Annotated in this window: 16 protein-coding genes; 5 read left to right on the top strand and 11 right to left on the bottom strand. The window is 54.7% G+C overall.

Annotation, left to right across the window (positions count from 1 at the left end):
• Positions 1-71 precede the first annotated feature (71 nt).
• The 4 genes from BBD41_RS16180 to BBD41_RS16165 all read right to left on the bottom strand — a co-directional run bounded on the left by BBD41_RS16180 (position 72) and on the right by BBD41_RS16165 (position 5,413).
• Entirely contained in the window at positions 72-2,057 is a 1,986-nt protein-coding gene (locus BBD41_RS16180) for a methyl-accepting chemotaxis protein (protein ID WP_099478194.1), read from the bottom strand.
• Positions 2,058-2,558: 501 nt separating this feature from the next.
• A complete protein-coding gene (locus BBD41_RS16175; protein WP_099478193.1) occupies positions 2,559-4,028 on the bottom strand; it encodes a catalase in 1,470 nt (489 codons plus the stop codon).
• Between the two features lie 198 nt (positions 4,029-4,226).
• Positions 4,227-5,042 carry a winged helix family transcriptional regulator gene (locus tag BBD41_RS16170; protein ID WP_077568493.1) on the bottom strand — a complete coding sequence of 272 codons (816 nt, stop codon included), beginning with the start codon at positions 5,040-5,042 and terminating at the stop codon, positions 4,227-4,229.
• The gene (locus BBD41_RS16165) at positions 5,018-5,413 is read right to left on the bottom strand and encodes a Fur family transcriptional regulator (protein WP_077568494.1); all 396 of its coding nucleotides are present in this window, start codon (positions 5,411-5,413) and stop codon (positions 5,018-5,020) included. Before BBD41_RS16165 ends, BBD41_RS16170 begins: the two co-directional genes overlap by 25 nt.
• A gap of 204 nt (positions 5,414-5,617) precedes the next feature.
• Between BBD41_RS16165 and BBD41_RS16160 the strand changes: the two genes are divergently transcribed.
• The 4 genes from BBD41_RS16160 (at position 5,618) to BBD41_RS16145 (ending at position 9,859) form a co-directional block, all read left to right on the top strand.
• Positions 5,618-6,628: a D-alanyl-D-alanine carboxypeptidase family protein gene (locus BBD41_RS16160; RefSeq protein WP_099478192.1), complete on the top strand. Its 1,011-nt coding sequence runs from the start codon at positions 5,618-5,620 to the stop codon at positions 6,626-6,628.
• Between the two features lie 211 nt (positions 6,629-6,839).
• Positions 6,840-7,535 carry a response regulator transcription factor gene (locus BBD41_RS16155; protein ID WP_099478191.1) on the top strand — a complete coding sequence of 232 codons (696 nt, stop codon included), beginning with the start codon at positions 6,840-6,842 and terminating at the stop codon, positions 7,533-7,535.
• On the top strand, positions 7,528-8,625 hold the full coding sequence (locus BBD41_RS16150) for a sensor histidine kinase (protein ID WP_077568497.1): 1,098 nt from the start codon (positions 7,528-7,530) through the stop codon (positions 8,623-8,625). Before BBD41_RS16155 ends, BBD41_RS16150 begins: the two co-directional genes overlap by 8 nt.
• Positions 8,626-8,746: 121 nt before the next feature.
• Positions 8,747-9,859, top strand: coding sequence for a GGDEF domain-containing protein (locus tag BBD41_RS16145; RefSeq protein WP_099478190.1), 1,113 nt, complete (start codon positions 8,747-8,749; stop codon positions 9,857-9,859).
• On the opposite strand, the gene BBD41_RS16140 is transcribed toward BBD41_RS16145, so the two are convergent.
• From BBD41_RS16140 to BBD41_RS16125, 4 genes are all read right to left on the bottom strand, one after another.
• Entirely contained in the window at positions 9,856-10,800 is a 945-nt protein-coding gene (locus BBD41_RS16140; RefSeq protein ID WP_099478189.1) for an aldo/keto reductase family protein, read from the bottom strand. The genes BBD41_RS16145 and BBD41_RS16140 overlap by 4 nt on opposite strands.
• An 84-nt stretch (positions 10,801-10,884) precedes the next feature.
• Complete coding sequence (locus BBD41_RS16135; RefSeq protein WP_099478188.1) at positions 10,885-11,994, bottom strand: Ger(x)C family spore germination protein; 1,110 nt, start codon at positions 11,992-11,994, stop codon at positions 10,885-10,887.
• Positions 11,991-13,103 (bottom strand): GerAB/ArcD/ProY family transporter, encoded by a 1,113-nt coding sequence (locus BBD41_RS16130; RefSeq protein ID WP_099478187.1) that lies wholly within the window; start codon positions 13,101-13,103, stop codon positions 11,991-11,993. The genes BBD41_RS16135 and BBD41_RS16130 overlap by 4 nt, the downstream gene beginning before the upstream one ends.
• Positions 13,096-14,457, bottom strand: coding sequence for a spore germination protein (locus BBD41_RS16125; protein ID WP_099478186.1), 1,362 nt, complete (start codon positions 14,455-14,457; stop codon positions 13,096-13,098). Before BBD41_RS16125 ends, BBD41_RS16130 begins: the two co-directional genes overlap by 8 nt.
• 241 nt (positions 14,458-14,698) lie before the next feature.
• Between BBD41_RS16125 and BBD41_RS16120 the strand changes: the two genes are divergently transcribed.
• Positions 14,699-16,252 (top strand): FAD-dependent oxidoreductase, encoded by a 1,554-nt coding sequence (locus BBD41_RS16120; RefSeq protein ID WP_099478185.1) that lies wholly within the window; start codon positions 14,699-14,701, stop codon positions 16,250-16,252.
• A gap of 209 nt (positions 16,253-16,461) precedes the next feature.
• On the opposite strand, the gene BBD41_RS16115 is transcribed toward BBD41_RS16120, so the two are convergent.
• From BBD41_RS16115 to BBD41_RS16105, 3 genes are all read right to left on the bottom strand, one after another.
• Positions 16,462-16,914: a hypothetical protein gene (locus BBD41_RS16115; RefSeq protein ID WP_099478184.1), complete on the bottom strand. Its 453-nt coding sequence runs from the start codon at positions 16,912-16,914 to the stop codon at positions 16,462-16,464.
• Positions 16,915-17,039: 125 nt separating this feature from the next.
• Positions 17,040-18,914: an ABC transporter ATP-binding protein gene (locus tag BBD41_RS16110; protein WP_099478183.1), complete on the bottom strand. Its 1,875-nt coding sequence runs from the start codon at positions 18,912-18,914 to the stop codon at positions 17,040-17,042.
• Positions 18,911-20,638, bottom strand: a complete 1,728-nt coding sequence (locus BBD41_RS16105; protein ID WP_077568507.1) for an ABC transporter ATP-binding protein — start codon at positions 20,636-20,638, stop codon at positions 18,911-18,913. Before BBD41_RS16105 ends, BBD41_RS16110 begins: the two co-directional genes overlap by 4 nt.
• Position 20,639 lies beyond the last annotated feature (1 nt).

Here is a 20,639-nt window from a genome sequence, read left to right as displayed (position 1 = left end):
GGAATTCATCTCCTTCGCTGCTTGAATGTTCATCTCGAAGTGCTGCAATTCAGCCCGCTCCTATTAAGCTGCTAAACCTTGAAACGCCGAACCAGCTCTTGAAGCTCCTCCGCCTGCCGGCTCAAATCCGTCGCCGACGCGCTCACCTCTTCCATCGAGGCAAGCTGCTCCTCGGAAGCGGCAGATATGGATTGCGTCCGGCCGGACGTCTGCTCCGAAATATCCCGGATGGCATCGATAGCGGTTCTCGTTTCGTTCGCGTCGTCCGCCAGCTGACGAGCCGTTTCGGCGGTTTCGCTGACCTGACCGGTCACCTTGTGGACCGCCTTCTTAATACGGGAGAAGGAGCGTCCGGTCAGGTCAGCCGCGCCGACGCCTTCGGAAACGTTCTCCTGGGCCGATGCCATTACTGCATTCGTCCGTTCCACCTCTTGCAGGATGGCGGCGATGAGCTCGGCAATATGCTGCGCCGATGCCTCCGAGCGATGCGCCAGGCTGCGAATTTCCGCGGCCACGACGGCAAATCCTCTGCCGTGTTCTCCCGCCCTCGATGCTTCAATGGAGGCATTAAGGGCCAGCAGGCTGGTCTGTTTGGCAATCTCGCCAATCGTCCCGACGATGCCGCGAATTTGCTCCGACCGCTCGGACAGCTGGCTGATGACGCCGCCGAGCTCCTCCATCGAATGGTTGATGTCCTGCATCGTAGCCGCAGCCGTGATCACGGCCGTATTCCCTTCCTGGGCCAGCTCTTCCGTCTGATTCATGGCCCCTCTCATAACCTCAAGGAGAGCGGCAATGGAATCGGCATGCTGGGTTACTTGATTCATCCGCTTTACGATTTCCTCGACGGCGAAGAGCTGGCTCTCGCTGCCTGCCGCCACCTCCTGAATCGAGGAGGTCACATGCTGGACGGCCGCTGTGTTTTGCATCGCGTTAGCCGACAGCTCCTCCGACGAGGCGGATACATTCTCCGACATCCCCATAACGCCATGCACCATTTCGCGCAGATTATCCACCATAGCCTGGAAATGATCGGCCAATTCTCCGATTTCGTCCCGCTTGAATCCGCTCATTCGATAAGTCAAATCTCCGTCGCTGATCACTTCGGTCGCCTTGCTCAGCTTGCGGATCGGCTTCAGCACCGAGCGGATATTCCATATGGCCAGCGCAAACGCGCCAAGAAGCGACAACGCCATCACCAATACCATCGTATTCCGGATGCCGCGAACGGAATCTTCCACCTCCGAGAAATACATCGTTCCGGCAATCTTCCATCCGGTCCGTTCGTTGGTAATGTAATTCAGTTGTTTATCCTCGCCGTTATGCTCGTAATGGAATTGTCCTTCCGTCCCCTCATACAGGCGGGAGATCCAAGCCTCTTGTGCCAATGCATCCGTCCCGGCCGCGTATTCCGGGTGGAATAAATAGTGCTGCTTCTGATCCAGCACCATGGTATAGCCTTCGCGTCCAACCTTGACCTCAACCAGATCGCGGATCTGGGTTAAGTTCAGATCAATGCCGACCACGCCGGATCCGTCCGGGAGCATCTGCGCAATCGTCACAACGATCATCGATCCGGCCTGTGACGCATACGGCGTCGTAATGATCGGTTCACCCTTGGCGTTGACGGCCAGCTTATACCACTCGGTCTGTCTCGGGTCATACCCTTCAGGAAGCTTGTCCGTAGAGGCTTTCAGAATGCCGCCCCGGGCTGTCCCGGCAAAAATATCGACCGTTTCGGGGTGCAGCCCCAGATATTGCCGCAGCACGGCCGCGAGTCCCGTTTCGCTGCCGGATGCCAGCTCCTGATCGACCGCTGCCCCTTTGATCTTGCCGCTGAAATAGCTTAAGTCATGAATTTTATTTTCGATCGTCTGGTTGATGACATCATTGGCCGTCTCCACGCTCCGCGATGCACTCCGTAAAATTTCCTCCTCTACAGTATTGCTGGCGTCGCGATACGTAATATAACCAATCGCAAAGCTTGGAACGAGCAGCACCGCAAGAAACGTGATGATCATGTTTCGCCGAAGCCGGTTGGTTTTCTTTGTCTTCATATTGGTTCCTATCCTTTCAATCCGCAGGGAGGACACTCCCTCGTCACTAAAATCTTCCCTTCAACTTATCGGCATCAGGTAAAGGAATCGTTATATCCCTCATGTGGTAATTGTTTACAATTGCGCCGGGAGGACCAGTGTTGGACCAGTGTCCTTCCGTGAAGAGCGGGTTACGGACAAGCGAAGCGACGAATGGATGACTCCAGGAAATCGAGATAACAGCTAGGCGGAATACGATTCATGGATAAAGCATCTCCCCACCACCCAAGACAGGAGGAAGCCCACGGCAAGCTCCGAAACGACACGAGACAGGTATCCCTATAAAAAAGATGACTAAAAAAGAGGTGCCCCAAAAGATCTCAGGATCTTCTGGACACCTCTCTATATGTGATGGCTTCACGGCCTGCACAGCGGAAGAAGCAGGCCGTTAGGCTCTGGCTCTTTTACGGACAATCGACCAAGAAGTTATTCCGTCTTGCCTTCCTTCGTTAATAACGCCGCTTATACCATCTCCGGCTTGTTCCCGGCCGGAATGAAGCCGCTCAGATCAACGCCGAGTCCCTCAGCCAGTCTGGCTCCATATTCGGCGTCTGCACGGTAGAAGTTGCATACGGCACGCAGCTGGATATCCTGCTTCACCTGGCTCAAATCCGCAATCAGGTTGCGGAGCAGGTTGTCCTTCTGCTGCTGGGTAAAGGAGCGATACAGCTCTCCGGCTTGGGTGAAGTCGTCCGTCTTCTCGATACGCTGGCGAACGACATGACCGCTAAGCGGCGCTTCGCTCTCCTGAACGGATCGATCCTCAACCGGTCCGGTCGTATAGCTGTTCGGCTCATAGTTGACCGGAGACGGATCCTGCTTGACGTTCATCAGACCGTCGCGCTGGTGGTTGCGGACCGGTGCATATGGACAATTGATCGGAATTTGGAGGTAGTTGGGACCAAGCCGGTGACGCTGCGTATCCGGATAGGAGAACAGGCGTCCTTGAAGGAGCTTATCCTCCGAAGGCTCAATGCCGGGAACCAGCGCGCTTGGCGAGAAAGCGGCCTGCTCAACTTCCGCGAAGAAATTTTGCGGGTTGCGGTTCAAGGTCATGGTGCCTACCGTAATGAACGGAAAGCGGTCCTCCGGCCATACCTTCGTTGCATCGAGGGGATCGAAGGGCAAATCGTCCATCTCTTCCGGAGACATCAACTGCACCATCAGACGCCACTTCGGAAAGTCGCCTTGCTCGATATGCTCGCGCAGATCCCGCGTTGCATGGTTGAAATCCTTGCCCTGCACTTCAACCAGCTCATCGGCATCCAGGGTGCGTACCCCTTGCTGCGATTCCCATTTATATTTCACATAAGTGACTTTGCCTTCGCTGTTGACCCATTTAAATGCATGCACGCTGAATCCGTCCAGCTCGCGGTAGTTGGCCGGCGTTCCATGATCGGAGAACACCCAGGTCATCATATGCGTCGATTCCGGGGACAGCGTCATGAAATCCCAGTACCGTCCGGGCTCTTGGATGTTGCTGTCCGGAGCCGGCTTCAGGGAGTGAACCATATCAGGGAATTTGATGGCATCCCGAATAAAGAAGACGGGGATATGATTACCAACGATATCGTAGTTGCCTTCCTCCGTGTAGAACTTCACGGCGAAGCCGCGCGGGTCCCGTGCCGTTTCCGGGGAACCCGTTCCATGAATGACGGTGGAGAATCGAACGAAGACCGGCGTCTCCTGTCCGATCTCCTGCAGGAAGGCCGCTTTGGTATACGGCTTCATGTCATTCTCCACGACGAAGATGCCATGCGCCCCTGCTCCACGGGCGTGAACGACGCGCTCCGGTATCCGTTCACGGTCAAAGTGCGCGATCTTTTCAATCAGATGATAATCCTCCAGCAGCGTAGGACCGCGGCGGCCGGCCGTCTTCGAATTCTGATTGTCTCCTACAGGAGCTCCTTGGTTCGTTGTCAATCTATCCATGCGGAAAACCTCCATCATTTCGATAATTGATTTTAGACTGAATCTAAATCTATGAAATGATTGTATCATCCCGGAATTTGTCCGGTCATGAGTGTCGCATGAGCCTTCGATGAGCGTTACATGATTGACCAATGAGCTTTTATGTTCGTTCGATGAAGTTCTTATGAACGGCCCGTGAACAGAAAAAAAAGGAGGAGGTTAGTCCGCCAGGCGGTAACCTACTCCACGAACCGTCGCGATATAGCGCGGTGCTCCTGCATTGTCGCTCAGCTTCTTGCGCAAGCTCTTGATATGGACGTCCACTACATTGCTGCCGCCCATAAAATCCGTATCCCAGATCTTGCTCATTAACTCCTCTCGGGTGCAGACGGCTCCCTTGCTGTCCATTAGCAGCAGAAGCAGCATGTATTCCGTCTTGGTGAGATGAATCGGAGCTTGCCCGCGGTGAACCGTCATTTTATCCCGATCAATGGTCAGATCCTTATATACGAGACCTTTAGCTTCCTCATCGGCGGAAGGAGCCGGGACGGGGGCGAACAGGCGGATCGTCCGCTGCACTTGGTACATCATCGTATCCTTCGAGCGAGCCGGCCAAACCATGAGCTCCTCGTTCATCAGACTAGTACCGGCATTGCTCATGAGCTCCTCGCCAACAAGGTATAGCACCGGGATCGAGGGATGCTCCGGCAGCAGCAGCTCTCGTTCTTTGCTGAAGGCAGCCATGTCTCTGCAGCCGGTCATGTCGGCAATGATCAATCCGGTGTTCAGAGCCGTCTGCAGGCGCGGCTCCCACTTCCGGAACATCATCACCTCGAAGCAGTTCTCCGTCAGCGTCATGAACATTTCATGAACCCGACCAGGCGAACGGCTTAACAGCGCCGCCCGCATCGTCGTAGGACAAGCATCGCCGATCGGCATTCCCGCTCCCGGATGCTGGTACAAGCTCGTCGTCTTCCAGTCCGGAAACGAATATACGGTCGCCATCTCCATTATTTCTTCCGTTTGGTTTGACATTCTGGACACACCCCCCCGAATACAACGTGAGCATGATGGATCACGTAGCTGGTTTCGCCCGCTACGGTGTCCGCCCAATCCTTAGGCACCTCCGTCATGACCTCGTCGACTTTGCCGCACACTTCACAAATGATATGCTGATGCTCATCCGTCCGGGCATCGTACCGGCTTGCGCTTTCGCCAAGCTTCAGCTCCCGGATCAGCTGCTTATCCGTCAAATAGCGCAAGGAGTTATAGACGGTCCCGTACGCAAGGTTATATCCTTTCTCCACCAGGCGGTTCATGATCTCCGCGGCCGTCGGATGGTCATGCGACTCCCGCAGCACATCATATACCGCTTGGCGCTGTGTGGTTAGATTTAATGATTTCAAGGTATTCACCCTTTTAATTTATTTTTAGATCAAGTATAAATCTTATTCCGGTCAAGGTCAACCTTACAGGGATACTCAATTGCTGGTAATCTTTATGTTTTCTTAAGATTCCATTTACAATTCCTTTAGCTCGCGCGGCTAGACTGATTAATATCATTTGTTTCGGTTACATATTCCCGCTAAAAAGGAGACGATCCATCCGTCATGGCAACGGTATCCAAACCACGTTTCTCTTCTTCAAGGCAGCGCACCGACAGCCCTTTGCCGTATCGTTCCCCGCGTCGGTCGAAGCCGGCCGGAAGACGCAAGGGACAAGCCGGGTGGGCTCTGTGGTTCCTTGGCCTTTGCGTCAGCCTGCTCTTCTTTTACATCGTGAAGGTCTTCATTCCTCCCGCGATCGAAGCTCGTTCGGCTATTCTCATCCATGCCGAAACCGGAAGAGTGCTGTACGCGCAGCGGGCCGATCTGCCGCTCCCTCCTGCAAGCATGGCCAAGATGATGACCGAGCTTATGGTCATGGACGCCGTCTCTTCAGGACGGCATGATTGGAACGAGACGGTACCCGTCAGCCGTTATGCCGAAAAAGCTCCCGGCTCCCAAATCGGCATGAAGGCCGGGGAGACCTACACGCTTAGAGAAATGTTCGAAGCGCTGATTATTCACTCGGCCAATGATGCGGCCATCGCCATCTCCGAGCATCTAGCCGGAAGCGAGCGCGAATTCGTCGATAACATGAACCGCCGCGCGAAGGAGATCGGCCTGTCCGGCCGGACCGTATTTGCCAATGCATCCGGTCTTCCCGCCAAAGATTTGAGGGGCTTTCCCGAAGCGGCCTCCGCAGGCGAGACGGTCATGACGGCAAGGGATGCGGGCATGCTCGCCAGGTGGCTGCTTCAGAACTATCCCGACGTCGTCGAAGTGGCGAGTAAACGCGACCTTTCGATTCCCCAGAAGGGAGTCTCGCTGCACACGACCAATCTCATGCTCCCCGGCGAGCCGTTTGCCTATAACGGAAGCGACGGCTTTAAGACAGGGTATACCCGCTCCGCCGGCTATTGCTTTACCGGAACCGCGGCCCGGAACGGAGTCCGGCTTATCTCCGTCGTTCTTGGGACCGGCCATGCCGAGCAAAGATTTACGGAGACCCAAAAGCTGATGGATTACGGATTCAGACGGCAAAACGCAATATTAGGCCTTTTTTCCATTCATATTTAGGGTAAACTGTTGCTAGAAGATACAACGCCCCACCCGATACCTGCCTTAGAGGCAGCGACCCTATCGGGCCGGATGGGAACATCCCGGGACGAGTCGGAGAATGCAATCGTTATCTTAGAGATCCACATATGAGACTGATGAATCGGATATTCGCCGTGAAAAGCCGTCCCGCAAAGCCGTATCTAATGTAGATTTACTGGAGGATTCAAACGTGAGAAGAGTATTAATCGTTGACGATGACAAGGAAATATCGGGATTGATCTCGATCTACCTGGAGAATGAAGGATACCGGGTCATTCAAGCGCATGACGGGGAAGAAGCGCTGCTTGAGCTCAAGCTGCATCAGGGATCGGTGGATCTCGTCATCCTGGATGTCATGATGCCTAGATTGAACGGGATCGAGACCTGCCGCAAAATCAGGGAGACCTCGTCCATCCCGATTCTGATGCTGAGCGCCAAGAGTGAGGATATGGACAAAATATTGGGCCTGATGACCGGGGCTGACGATTATATGATCAAGCCCTTCAATCCGCTGGAGCTGACCACACGCGTGAAAAGCTTGATCCGTCGCTCCACCCAGTACAACACGGGGCTGGCCCAGCCGGACGCCGACCGCCTGCAAATCGACGGCCTGGATATCAACCGCACGACCCATGAGGTCAAAGCGAACGGCCGGCCGGTCACCCTGACCGCAAGGGAGTTCGACATTCTGTACCTGCTCGCCCGTCAGCCGGGAAGAATCTTCAGCGCCGAAGATATTTTCCAGCAGGTGTGGAAGGAGAAGTATTATGTCTCCAACAATACCGTCATGGTCCATATCAGCAACCTGCGGGACAAGCTGGAGAAAGAGCTCGGCTACAAGCTCATCCAGACCGTATGGGGCGTAGGGTACAAAATCCATGCATAAGCTTCAGTGGAAAATCATCACCCTGTTCTTTGTGAGCGGGGCTTTGACGCTGTCCATCCTGTTCGGCTTTCAAAAAATCATGCAGGTGATCGGACGGGAATACTGGAGGGAGCCCTGGGTAACCACACTGTTCAACATCAGCCGCCGGCTGGAGAACATGTTCGGCTTTCCCGTCGCTGCCACGATCATTGGAATCGTCATCTTTATTGTTGTCGTGCTGCTGATGAGCCAAAGCACCATTCGGCAGATCAATCAATTGATGCAGGGCACGGAGCGGCTGGCGCGCGGGGAGCTTGATCAGGAGATCAAGGTAAGCTCCGGGGACGAGCTTGGCCAGATGGCCCTCCAGATCAACCAGATGGCCAAGCAGCTCAAGCTCTCCTTGGAGGAAGAACGGATGGCTGTCCAGTCCAAGAACGAGCTGATCAGCAATGTGTCCCATGACCTCCGCACGCCGCTGACCTCGATCATCGGCTATTTGCGGTTAGTCAACGAAGACCGCTACAAGGACGAGGTCGAGCTCCGCTACTATACCGATATCGCCTATAGCAAGTCTTTGCGGCTCGGCAGGCTGGTCAACGACCTGTTTGAATACACACGGATCGGCTATTCGCCATTAAATCGTACCGATATTAATCTGGTGGAACTGCTGGGTCAGCTGGCCGTCGACTTTTCGCTAACCGGGCAGACCTCGAAAGAAGGCGTGCAAGTACAGTTCATGCCTACCGAGGAGAAAATCAGCCTGTCCGCCGACGGCGACAAGCTGATGCGAATCTTCGAGAACCTGCTGTCGAATGCGGTGCGCCACGGCAAAGATGCCGGGAGGATCGACTTGAAAGCGTTCAGGGACGGAAGGAGCGCCATCGTTCAGGTGATCAATTACGGCCCGCCTATTCCGCAGCATGCCCTCCCCCACCTGTTTGAACGGTTTTACCGGGCGGATGAATCCCGTACGGACCAGACCGGAGGCTCCGGCCTGGGGCTCGCCATCGTGAAATCGATCGTGGAAGCCCACGAGGGGAGCATCGAGGTGACCAGCAATTCGGATCAGACCCTATTCGAAGTGCGCCTTCCTCTAAACGGGAGCTGAACGTCACAAAATTTGGATTTTGTTCGACATAATAATCTATTTTCCGATAAAATAGGGATGACTGTCCTTATCGCCCTGGGCGCCTTTGTTCAGGGTTACGTGAAAGGAATGACTCCCTGACATGATCAACATCCTGTTTACCAACTTCTGCATTCTCGTAACTTTTCTATATGTATCGGGCCTGCTGTCCAGGCAATACGTAACGGGTTTCGATTCGCCTTCCCGCTCCGTTAAGCTCTGCGGCGGGGTGCTCTTTGGCATCTACGGGATCATCCTGATGTATTACTCATTCCCCATCGATCCGAGATTTTTCGCCGATTTGCGACATCTGGCCATCATCGTGATCGCCAGCTATCTCGGATGGCTTCCGTCCCTGGTTGCCGGATTGTTAATGGCCGTCGGGCGAGTGCTGCTCTTTGGCATGACCGGTTACTCCGCTGCAGCGGGCGCAGGCATGCTGGTGATCGGTATGGTCTGCGGGCTCATCTCCTTAGCCCGATGGGACCGCTTGACCAAAATGATGACTATGTCCATCGCGAGCATGCTCGTGCTGTTCTTCGTCATCTCGTCGAACATTCCCGATCGCGATAAAGTGTTCAGCGTCTTCACCCAGCACCTGATTATCTCCTTGCTGGCCACGCTGGTTATCTACATGCTGACCGAGTACATACATACATCCAATAAGCTGTTTCTTCAATTGAAAAAATACGCCGAGACCGATTATTTGACCAGCCTGAACAATCTTCGCCAATTCGAGCAGCTGCTCTCCGAGCGCTTTCTGGAAGCCCAGCATTTCAGCGAACGCCTGGGGGTGCTCATGATCGATATCGATCACTTCAAAAAAATAAACGACACCTACGGCCATGCGGCCGGAGATGCCGTTTTGCAGCAGCTGAGCAAGGTGCTGAAGGATAACTCCCGCTCGTTCGACGAGGTATCCCGCAACGGCGGGGAGGAGTTCTCGGTTCTCGTCCCGGAAGCCACCATCACCGAGACGACGGCCCTGGCCGAACGGATCCGGGCCGCGGTGGAGCGCCACGCCTTCACGCTCGATGATGGAACGAAGCTGCATATCACGATATCGGTCGGCGTTGCGGTCCATCCGGACACGATTCGCTCCAGGGAAGCCCGCCAGCTGATGGAGCAGGCAGATCAAGAGCTGTACCGGGCCAAAAACAACGGGCGGAACCGCGTGTGTTCCGCCCCCGAAATCCATGACTATATGCTGGGTTAAGCGTTATTCAGGATATCCTCGATCGCCGACAGCGTATCCGGCGTCAGCTTGATGCCGGATGCCTTGACGTTCTCCTCCACCTGCTCGGGACGGCTTGCGCCGACGAGCGCGCTGGATACGTTGTCCTGGCGCAAAATCCACGCGAGAGCCAGCTGACCGACGGTGATGCCGAGCTCGTCCGCAATACGTCCAAGCGACTGCACCTTCCGGATACGGTCTTCGCTGATTTTGAGGCGATCCGCTCCCAGCTTGGAAGCCCGGCTCTCCTCAGGCACATCCTGCTTAGTGTTGTACTTCCCCGTAAGTACCCCTTGAGCCAACGGGGAATAAACGACCTGGCCGATGCCTTTCTTCTCGCCGAGCGGAATGATCTCTCCCTCGATCTTGCGCTCGAACATGTTGTACAGCGGCTGGTTCACCACAATCCGGTCCAGCAGGTAACGGTCGGCGATCGCCAGAGCGGCTTCCATCTGGGCGGCCGTCCACATGCTGACCCCGACATAAAGCACCTTCCCTTGCCGAACGAGATCATCGAGCGCCCGCAGTGTTTCTTCAAGCGGCGTCTCCTCGTGAAAACGGTGGCAGTAATAAATATCAACGTAATCGGTGCCAAGCCGCTTCAGGCTTGCATGGCACTGCTCCATAATGTGCTTGCGGGATAACCCCTGATCATTGGGCCCGTCGCCCATTTTGCCGAATACCTTCGTTGCCAGCACATAGGATTCGCGCGGGAATGCCCGCAGCGTCTCGCCTACGACGACTTCGGCCGCTCCTTGCGCGTACACATTTGCCGTATCAAAAAAGTTCACGCCGAGTCCGTAAGCGGTCTGAATCGACTTCACCGCATTATCCCGCTCTACATACCCTCCGTACGTGAGCCAGCTTCCAAGACTGATTTCGCTTACCTTCAGTCCGCTTCCGCCCAATCTTCGAAATTCCATATTCAAGCCTCCTCTTCTACAGAGATTGATGCCTACAACCGTATTGTACCATTTTCCGGTACGCCAGAGGGAGAGAATCCCTGCTTACCGTTTGTAGCCGGTGGACTTGATTGTCATTCTGACATGAACGTTGAATTTGGCCCGCGGGTAAATTTCAGCCCACTTCTCCATTTCGGTATCGTTGTTCCAGTGGGTACCTCCGTATCGCAGCCCGAAGCCCAAGGGGTCCAGCCCCGTCTTCTGGATCTTCTCCAGCAGCTTGGTAATCGACTCCTTCAGGTCCTTGTTGAATTCCTTCTCAATTTTGCGGAGTCCTGCAGGGGTCATCGGTGCCTTATCCTCCTTCTCCTCCAGGATGGCTGTGATGTTGACCTTGTAATCGATGGTCTCGGCACCCTCTTGGGATTCGTTGATTTTGTAGCGGGCCCGGGTCCGGTCCGTGTTCACCTCAAACAATTCCCCTTCGATTTTAATTCCAAAGTTGGTGCTTAAGTGCCGTTGGTCCAGCAAATTATACAGCCTCGTCTCATCCCGCGTCAGGATCGTCTTCACCCGGCTCTTGTCCATTAAGGCAACCTTGTCAATGTTCAAAATCTCCTTCCCGGTCGCTTCAATGACCGGCATGACGGGGTCCTCCCCGAACTCTGTCATCCGCCTGCTTAAATCAAAGGAATACGTTTTGGCAATAAAGGGAGACTGCGTTCCATCCTCGCTGAGCGCCAGGAAAATCGCGTTTCCGGCAATCCGCTCCGTAGCGGGCTGTACCTTCAAGACCTCCTCAGCCGTCGGAATGGCAACGGCCGGATACATCAGAAGCTGCATATCCCGCCTTCGGACGGTCCAGTCCTGGATTTTGCCGATATCCTGCCGGGCATACGCCTCCCCGTACAAGACCCCTTTGCAATGACCGAAGTCCAGCTCCTTATCCACCTTGGACTTCGCCTCCCGGATCGCCTCCGCGATGCTGGTGGATTCCTGCGTAATCAGCACGGTTTTGACGTCCCCCGATTTCGGATCACCTGTAGGGATCGCAATCTTGAAGCTGAACCGGTTCATGTCCGGATTCGTCTCCGAGACGTCGATGCCGATCGCCACGACGAAGAGCCGAAGATCGATATCCCGAAATTCGCACCCGCCGAGCATCATAATCGAACCGCAGATAAGCAGCGTAAACCACCTTTTCAGGGATCTCACGCCCTCCTCCTCCTTCCTCTTCTCATTGCGGCATAGATCAACAGGATGACAAGCAGGATTTCACCCGCAAACCGGACGTCCAGGAACACAATCGCCATATCATTCAGCGTATACTGGTTGATGACCGTGGCCAGCACGAAAATAATGACCGCGAAAAGGGCCAAAACCCACCACTCCGCCTTCCGTTTCTTAGGCAGCAGCGAGGGCTTCTCGCCTTCCAGCTTGAACCCTCCCAGAACCAGTTCTTTCCCTACATGCCAGTGGATGATCGAGTTCATCAGGGACAGCATCATATAGACAACAAAGAACACGTAGATCATCCGCTCAATGATAAAGTACCGGATTCGCATCGCATCCACCGTCGAAAAAGCGGGATACACATGCTCGCCTGCCCCGTTGGCTCCCAGAATCCCGAGCGGCGCAAAGAGCGATATGAACAGGGACACGATGCTTACCAGGATAATCGAGAACATGTGCTTCATTTTGAATCGGCGGAAGATCCGGTTGAAGACCACCATATTAATGTAACCGGTATAGATATAGGTCGCTGCGGCTATGGTGCGGTAATTCGGCATATTCCAGGCATAGGTAATAATTTGCCTTACGGAATCCCAGCTGAAATAAGGATTGCTGAAGACCCGCCAGGCCATATAGGCAATCAGCGGCATCGCTATGTACAGCACCATTTCCAGCGCATAGAGCAGCGATTCCGAATCCAGCCTTGCGCTTAGACCGACAACGACGAGAAATCCGGTCAGAACGATATAAGGCGATACGTCCGGACTGATATAGCGTGACGTGATATCCATGAAGCTGATCAGCGTGATGACGCTGGAGAAGTACCATGCCAGTCCGTACAAGATTAACAAAAATCCCGAAATCCAAACCGGAAAGACCGAATGGAAGATTTCCGGCAGGCCTTCTCCCGGAAATCTTTGAAGCAGCTTGGAGAAGACATACATTAGAAGTGAACCGACCGGTACGGCGATTAACATCGACATCAACACTCCGCCGAACCGGTCCTGGATCAGGATGCGGGGCACATAGTTGATCAGGTTGATCGAAGCGTTGAGCAGAAAGAGATAGTAAAAGTATTTGTTCCTAACCACTCTGCTGATCTCCCTTCCTTCTCCACTCGATCGCGAACATCTTCAAATAAGGCTTACCGAACGAGCGCAGACTCGTCAGGTACATGATCAGGGAGACGATGCCAAGGACGATCCCGACCAGGCCGAAGAAGGTGGATAGGACAATGAACACGTATTTCGTGACGCGGATTCCCATGCTCATCATCGTGATCGGGATGACGAAATTCGTAATAGCCACCGCCGCAACGAGAATAATCATGACGTTGCTGACCAGGCCGGCTTCCGTTGCGGCCGTCCCCAGGATGAGACCGCCTACCGTCGTGGCCGACTGGCTGACCGCTTTCGGAAGGCGGACGCTCGCCTCGACGAGAAACTCCATCGCCAGCAGCATGAAGATGACCTCGAAGGAAGAGGGATAGGGTACCGTAGCCCGGCTCCCGGCAATCAACAGCGTAATTTGCATCTTCAAAATTTCCGGATTATAGGACGTGAAGGCCACGTACAGACTTGGCATCATGACCGTAATGAACAGGGCAATATACCGGATGGCCTTCAGGAACCAGCCGATGGGCGGCAGCTGGATCTTGTCATCCATCGCCGTGAAGAAATCATTAAAGATGGCCGGGAGCACTAAGACATACCCGGTCGAATCCATAAGCACGCATACCTTCCCCTGCGAAATGTTCAGCACGGCCCGGTCCGGACGCTCGGTCAGCATCAGCGTCGGAAACAGCCGTAATTTCGGATGCATCGTATGCCGCTCGATCTCGGAAGCAGACTGAATGATATCCGTCTTGAGCTCGGACAGACGCTTCTTCAGCTCCTCTAGCACCGAGTGATCTACTTTCGTCTCGTCATACATAATGATGAGCCGGGTCTGGGAGATCCGGCCGACCGTCATGAACTCCGTCTTCAGGTCTGTTGTCTGATACCGATGACGGATCATGTTCAAGTTGACCTCGATATTTTCCGTAAAGGAATCGTCCGGCCCCTGCATCACATTCTCCGTGCTTGCCGGTTGGATGGCCCCCGCGTTGACCAGCACGGCATCAAGCAGCAGCACCCGGTCGCGGATGAAGATCGCAACGCAGCCTCTAAGCATATTGCGGAGCAGCTCCTGCTTATCCTTAGGCTCCAGGCTTGACGGGAACGACCGGATAAATCGCTCGAACAGCTCCATGGAGTCCAGCTCATAGAATCGGTTGATCAAATTTTCATTAACCAGAATAGGGTCGCACATACTCTTAAGGTAGATGAGATGCGCATGCCCTTCTTCATTCTTCAGCTCCCGCTGCTCAACGTCCCCGATATTCTTCAACTGCTCCTGCAGGCATTTCCTTGCTTCTTCGGCGTGCAGCTTTTGGTCGGTGGCCATGATCGATCCCTCCTTTATCATTGACAAGCAAACCGTTCATGTCCTTCTATTTTCTGTACAAATGTCCCAAATTATTAACAATCAACCAGAAAAGTTTGCGGCACTAATCCAAGCTTCGGGAGAGCGCCCTTTATTCAACCCGCTCTCCTCGTTTCTAATTGGTCGAATGTGGTAATAATGGGGACAGGCGTATTGGAGAAACAGCATCTGAATTTATAGAGAGACTAAAGGAGGAATCAAGATGAACCCATCGGGCACATCGTATCATCAATTGCCCCGGTATCCCGAGTCGCTGTGGAGAGCAACGACGGAGCTCCCTTCCTTTCCGCGGCTCGCGGAGGATATTGAAACGGACGTCGCGGTAGTCGGCGCAGGCATAACGGGCATAACGACCGCCTATTTGCTGGCAAAGGCCGGGAAGGCTGTCGTGCTTCTTGAGGCAGGGAAAATATTCAACGGAACGACCGGTTATACGACCGCGAAGGTTACGGCTCAGCACGGACAGATTTACCATGAGCTGATCCAGCACTTTGGAGAGGAGCAAGCGCGCCTCTATTATGAAGCGAACCGGGAAGCCATTGAATTTATAAGGGATATCGTTGGCGGAGAGGAAGATAAGTTCGGTCTGAAGCTGGAGGATGCCTACATCTATACAGAGCAGGATGGCAAAACGCTCGAGAAGCTGGAGCAGGAATACCGGGCTTACGAGAAGCTGGACATTCCAGGAGAGTGGACAGATCGCCTTCCATTGCCGATTCAGGTAACCGGGGCCGTGAAAATGCCGGGGCAATACCGATTCCACCCCTTGCACTACGTGAAGCATCTGACCGAGAAGTTTCTGGAGCTTGGCGGGCGTATTTATGAAAATACGACCATCGGAGGAAAGGTGGAGACCGATGGTCCGCTGTCGCTCCAGACCAAACGGGGCAACCACCGCATTACGTGTAACTACGCGGTGTCCGCCTCTCATTTCCCTTTTCATGACGGCAAGGGCCTCTATTTCTCCAGGCTTCACGTTGAACGGTCCTATGCCATTGCCGTTAAGCCGGAGACCGCATATCCGGGCGGCATGTATTTAAGCGTGGACAATCCGACCCGTTCCCTGCGATCCGCATCGTACGAGGGCGAAGAGCTCGTTATCGTCGGCGGAGAGAATCATGCGACAGGCCGGAGCATCTGTACCCATCAGCATTATGAGAACCTGGAGGTGTTCGCAGGAAATCTGCTGGGGGCAATCTCCATCCCTTACCGATGGTCCGCGCAGGATTTGATTACGTTGGATAAAGTCCCGTACATCGGACCGATCACATCGGACCAGGATCGAATCCTGGTAGCAACGGGATACCGGAAATGGGGCATGACGACAAGCACGCTGGCGGCCCACATCATCAGCGATCACATCCTGGAGACCGGTAACCGGTATGCCGAATTGTTCAGCCCGTCCCGGTTTAAGGCGGATCCGGCCATCAAAACCTTCATCGTTCAAAACGCGACCGTAGCGAAGGATCTGGTGTCCGGCAAAATGGATATGTCCGATGCGGACATGTCCGAGCTTCGGAACGGAGAAGGCGCCGTCGTCCGTCATAACGGACAGCGCGCCGGCGCGTATAAGAATGAAGAGGGCCAGCTGTTTTTGGTGGACACCACCTGCACGCATATGGGCTGCGAAGTTGAGTGGAACGAAGGCGAGCGTTCCTGGGACTGTCCTTGTCACGGTTCCAGATACAGCTATAACGGCGAGGTGCTGGAGGGGCCGGCGACGGAGCCGCTCAAGCAGCTGGACCCGGAGAGCTGACCCATAACGCGGAACCAGGTGAATAAGGCGGGTTCAACGCTTGGTTAAATACGTCATTTGCAATTAGTGGAGCAAATGGCTGTCTGTCCATGTGCTGCGTTCTGTTTTTCTCGTTCAAAAGCATGCAAAAAAGGCACCCCTTGCGGGTGCCTTCATGTATGGGTACAGCGTTGACGTCCGGCATGAATCGGCCGACGGTTCAGCATGAATCAAGCAATAATTGTTTCCGGTTCTTCCCGGTATGCCTCGAGCGATTGATCCACGATCATCTTCACCAGTGACGGATCCATATCGCTTATCCAGGGCATCGCAAGATTCCAGGCATTCTCCTCGATTTGCCGCAGGATCCGCATATATTCCTGTTCATCAACCGATGAATCCAGCAGATCGCACAGCTCGGATAACTGGTCGTCCATCGAATGACCCAGCTCATGCGCGAAGACGACGGCATAATAAGCGTACACCTGTTCAAGCGATCCGAACAACTGCAGGCACTGCTGGCGAATGACCTCCGTATACATGGTCACGCTGTGATTGCCTATGGCATATTTTCCGCCGACTAACCGGCCCCCCGGGAAATAGCCATCCAGCTGTACGGTAACGCTGCTGCCCGACCGACGTAGAAGCTCTTGCGTAATTCGGTTCAGTTCAGACTTATTCAATAATGATCATGGCTCCCTTAAAAAGTATAAACATCATTATAAAAGAACATTATGAAAATGCAACAAGAAATATGCTGTTCAGCTTGCTGTGACGGGCTTTTTTGCCGACTCTGCGGTTTATCGAATCATCCCGCTTCGGGCTGATCGCTGAACTGGCTGTTGTACAGATCCGCATAAAAGCCGCCTTGCGAAAGAAGCTCGTCATGCGTCCCCTGCTCGATGATGCTGCCCTTGTTCATCACCAGAATGAGGTCCGCATCCCGGATCGTCGACAGCCGGTGTGCGATAACGAAGCTGGTCCGATTCTTCATCAGCTCCTTCATCGCCTTCTGGATATACAGCTCCGTCCGCGTATCGACGCTGCTTGTCGCCTCATCCAGAATCAGAATGGCCGGATTGGCAAGAATGGCCCGCGCAATCGTCAGAAGCTGCTTCTGTCCTTGCGATATGTTGGATGCCTCCTCGTTCAGCACCGTGTCGTACCCGTCCGGCAGCGTCCGGATAAAGTGATCCGCATGCGCGGCTTCCGCTGCCCGTATGATCTCTTCTTCGGTCGCGCCTTCGCGTCCGTATCCGATATTATCCCGGATCGTGCCGTTAAAGAGCCATGTGTCCTGAAGCACCATGCCGAACAAGCTTCTCAAATCGCTTCGCTTCATGGAGGCAATATCCTTGCCGTCGATCGTAATGCGGCCGCCGTTAACCTCATAGAAGCGCATCAGCAGATTGATCAGCGTTGTCTTCCCGGCGCCCGTCGGGCCGACAATGGCAACGGTCTGCCCCTGCCGGACGTCCACGTTCATATCCTCGATAAGCAGCTGATCCTCCTTGTACCCGAAGCTGACATGCTCGAAGGACACGTCGCCGCGAGGATGGCGGAGCACCGCCGGTGCGGATGCTTCGGCCACTTCCTCCTCTTCGTCCAGCACCTCGAATACACGCTCTGCCGAAGCAATCGTCGATTGAATGACATTTGCGATATTCGCCAGCTGCGTAATCGGCTGCGTAAACTGGCGCGAGTATTGGATGAACGCCTGAATGTCCCCGATCTCGATCGCCCGGCGGGTAACGAGCACCCCGCCGACAACGCTCACGATCACGTAGCCGATGTTCCCGACAAACCCCATCAGCGGCATGATCGTGCCTGAGATGAACTGCGCGCGCCATCCGGCCTCGTACAGCTTGTCGTTGACCTCATCAAACTGCTCCACCGACTGGCGCTCCCGGCCGAATGCCTTCACCACCTTGTGCCCGGTATACATCTCTTCGACATGACCGTTCAGCTGCCCCAGATGCTTCTGCTGGGCCACAAAATGCTTCTGCGACCGCTTGGCTACCATCATCGTCACGATCACGCTCAGCGGCAGCGTCAGAATGACGACGAGAGTCAGCAGCGGACTGATGGTAAGCATCATCACGATCACCCCGAGCAGCGTGACGGCCGATGTAATCATCTGCGTCAAGCTCTGCTGCAGCGTGCCGGCAATGTTGTCCATATCGTTGGTTACCCGGCTGAGCGTCTCCCCGTGGGTACGGGCATCAAAATATTTCAGCGGCAATCGGCCGAGCTTATCGTATACCGCCTTCCGCAAATCGTACACCGTTCTCTGTGCTACGCCAGCCATCACATACTGCTGGATGTAGGCGAACAGAGAGCTGAGGAGATACAGCCCGGCCAGCCACAGCAGGATGCGCTGGATCGCAGCGAAGTCAATGCCCGCTCCCGGCACGCCTTGCCTTTTCGCCAGGAAGCCTTCAAACAGGATCGTGGTCGCATCGCCCAGAATCTTCGGGCTTACGATGCCAAAGATCGTGCTCAGCATCGCCGCAGCCAGAACGATCAGCAGCTTGCCGGTGTGCGGCTTCAGATAGGTCGTCAGTCTCCGGAAGGTTCCCTTGAAGTCCTTGGCTTTCTCCGCAGGCATGCCCGGGCCGTGGGGGCCGCCAAAGGGACCGCCGCCAGGACCTCTTGGATGTCCTCCGCGCTTCTTCTCGCTCATGCGATCTCCTCCTCTGAAAGCTGGGAAGTGACGATCTCGCGGTACACTTCGCTCGTATTCATGAGCTCCTCATGGGTGCCCATGCCCGCGATCCGCCCTTCATCCAGCACAATAATCCGATCGGCATCCATGACCGTGCTGACTCGCTGAGCGACGATCAGGACGGTAGCTTCGCCGGTCTCCTCCCTTAATGCTGCACGGAGCCTCGCATCGGTCTTGAAGTCCAGCGCCGAGAAGCTGTCGTCGAAGATATAGATTTCCGGCCGCCGTACCAGGGCCCGGGCGATCGAAAGACGCTGCTTCTGTCCGCCGGACACATTGCTGCCTCCCTGCGAAATCTCGGCATCATAAGCGCCTTCCATCGCTTCGATGAAGTCCGCGGCCTGAGCGACCTTCGCCGCATGCCGGATCTCCTCGTCCGTCGCATCCTCCTTGCCGTAGCGGATATTGTCCGCGATGCTGCCCGTGAACAGGAGCGCCTTCTGCGGAACGAATCCGATCCGCTGGCGCAGCTCTTCCTGGCGCATCTCCCGGATATCGGTTCCATTCACGAGAATCCGCCCTGAAGTGACGTCATAGAAACGAGGGATCAGGCTGATCAAGGTGGATTTGCCGGATCCGGTTCCGCCGATAATGGCGGTTACTTCACCCGGTCCCGTGCGGAAGGAGAGATTCGATACCGCCGGCTCCTCCGCTCCAGGATAGAAGAACGTAACATCCTGGAACTCGACAGCGGCCTTCTGAAGTCCCGGCTTTCCAGGCTCTTTCGGATCATGAATGTCCGGCTGCATATGGAGCACTTCGTTGATCCGGACGGCCGACGCCTGCGCGCGCGGAATCATGACGAACATGACCGACAGCATAATGAGCGAGAACATGATCATCATGGCATATTGAAGAAACGCCATCAGATCGCCCACCTTCATATGGGCATCGTCGATGCGATGCGCCCCGAACCAGACGATGGCGATCGTCGCAAAGTTCATGACCAGCATCATGACCGGCATCATCGCCCCCATGATTTTGTTCACCTTGATCGAGGTCGCCGTCAAATCCTCATTCGCATCGTTGAAGCGCACGGTTTCATGTGCGGCACGGTTGAAGGAACGGATGACCCGGATCCCCGTCAGATTTTCCCGCACCACGCGGCTCAGCGTATCGATCTTGACCTGAATCGCTTTAAAGAGCGGAATTCCCTGCTTCGCAATAAGGAAGATCGCCAGTGCGAGAATCGGCAGCACAGCGAGGAGAACGGTGGTCAGGCCCGGATCCCTCGAAATGGCCATGACGATGCCCCCGATGCACATCATCGGCGCAATCGCCATCATGCGAAGGATCATGATCGTCACCTGCTGGACTTGAGTAATATCATTCGTCGTACGGGTGATCAGCGACGCGGTCCCGATTTTGTCAAACTCCTGGAGCGTAAAATTCTCAACATGCGAGAAGACGCGGCCCCGTACGATACGTCCGAACCCTGAAGCCGCTTTGGACGCCAAATAACTGGCCACGATCGCGCAGACCATTCCTCCCGAGGCGACCAGAAGCATAACGCCTCCCACCCGCCAAATATAAGGGACATTGCCAAGAGTGATGCCTTTGTCTACAATGTCCGCCATCAAGGTCGGCAGATACAGATCCGATAAGCATTGAAAGAATGTAAACAATAGGACCAGCAGAACCGCTGTCCGGTACGGTCTCATATAACGAAACAGCTTAAGCAAA

This window comes from Paenibacillus ihbetae (assembly GCF_002741055.1).
Classification (GTDB): Bacteria; Bacillota; Bacilli; order Paenibacillales; family Paenibacillaceae; genus Paenibacillus_AQ; species Paenibacillus_AQ ihbetae.
The sequence above is the reverse complement of the archived record's forward strand: the minus strand, read 5'-3'. Positions and strand labels throughout refer to the sequence as shown.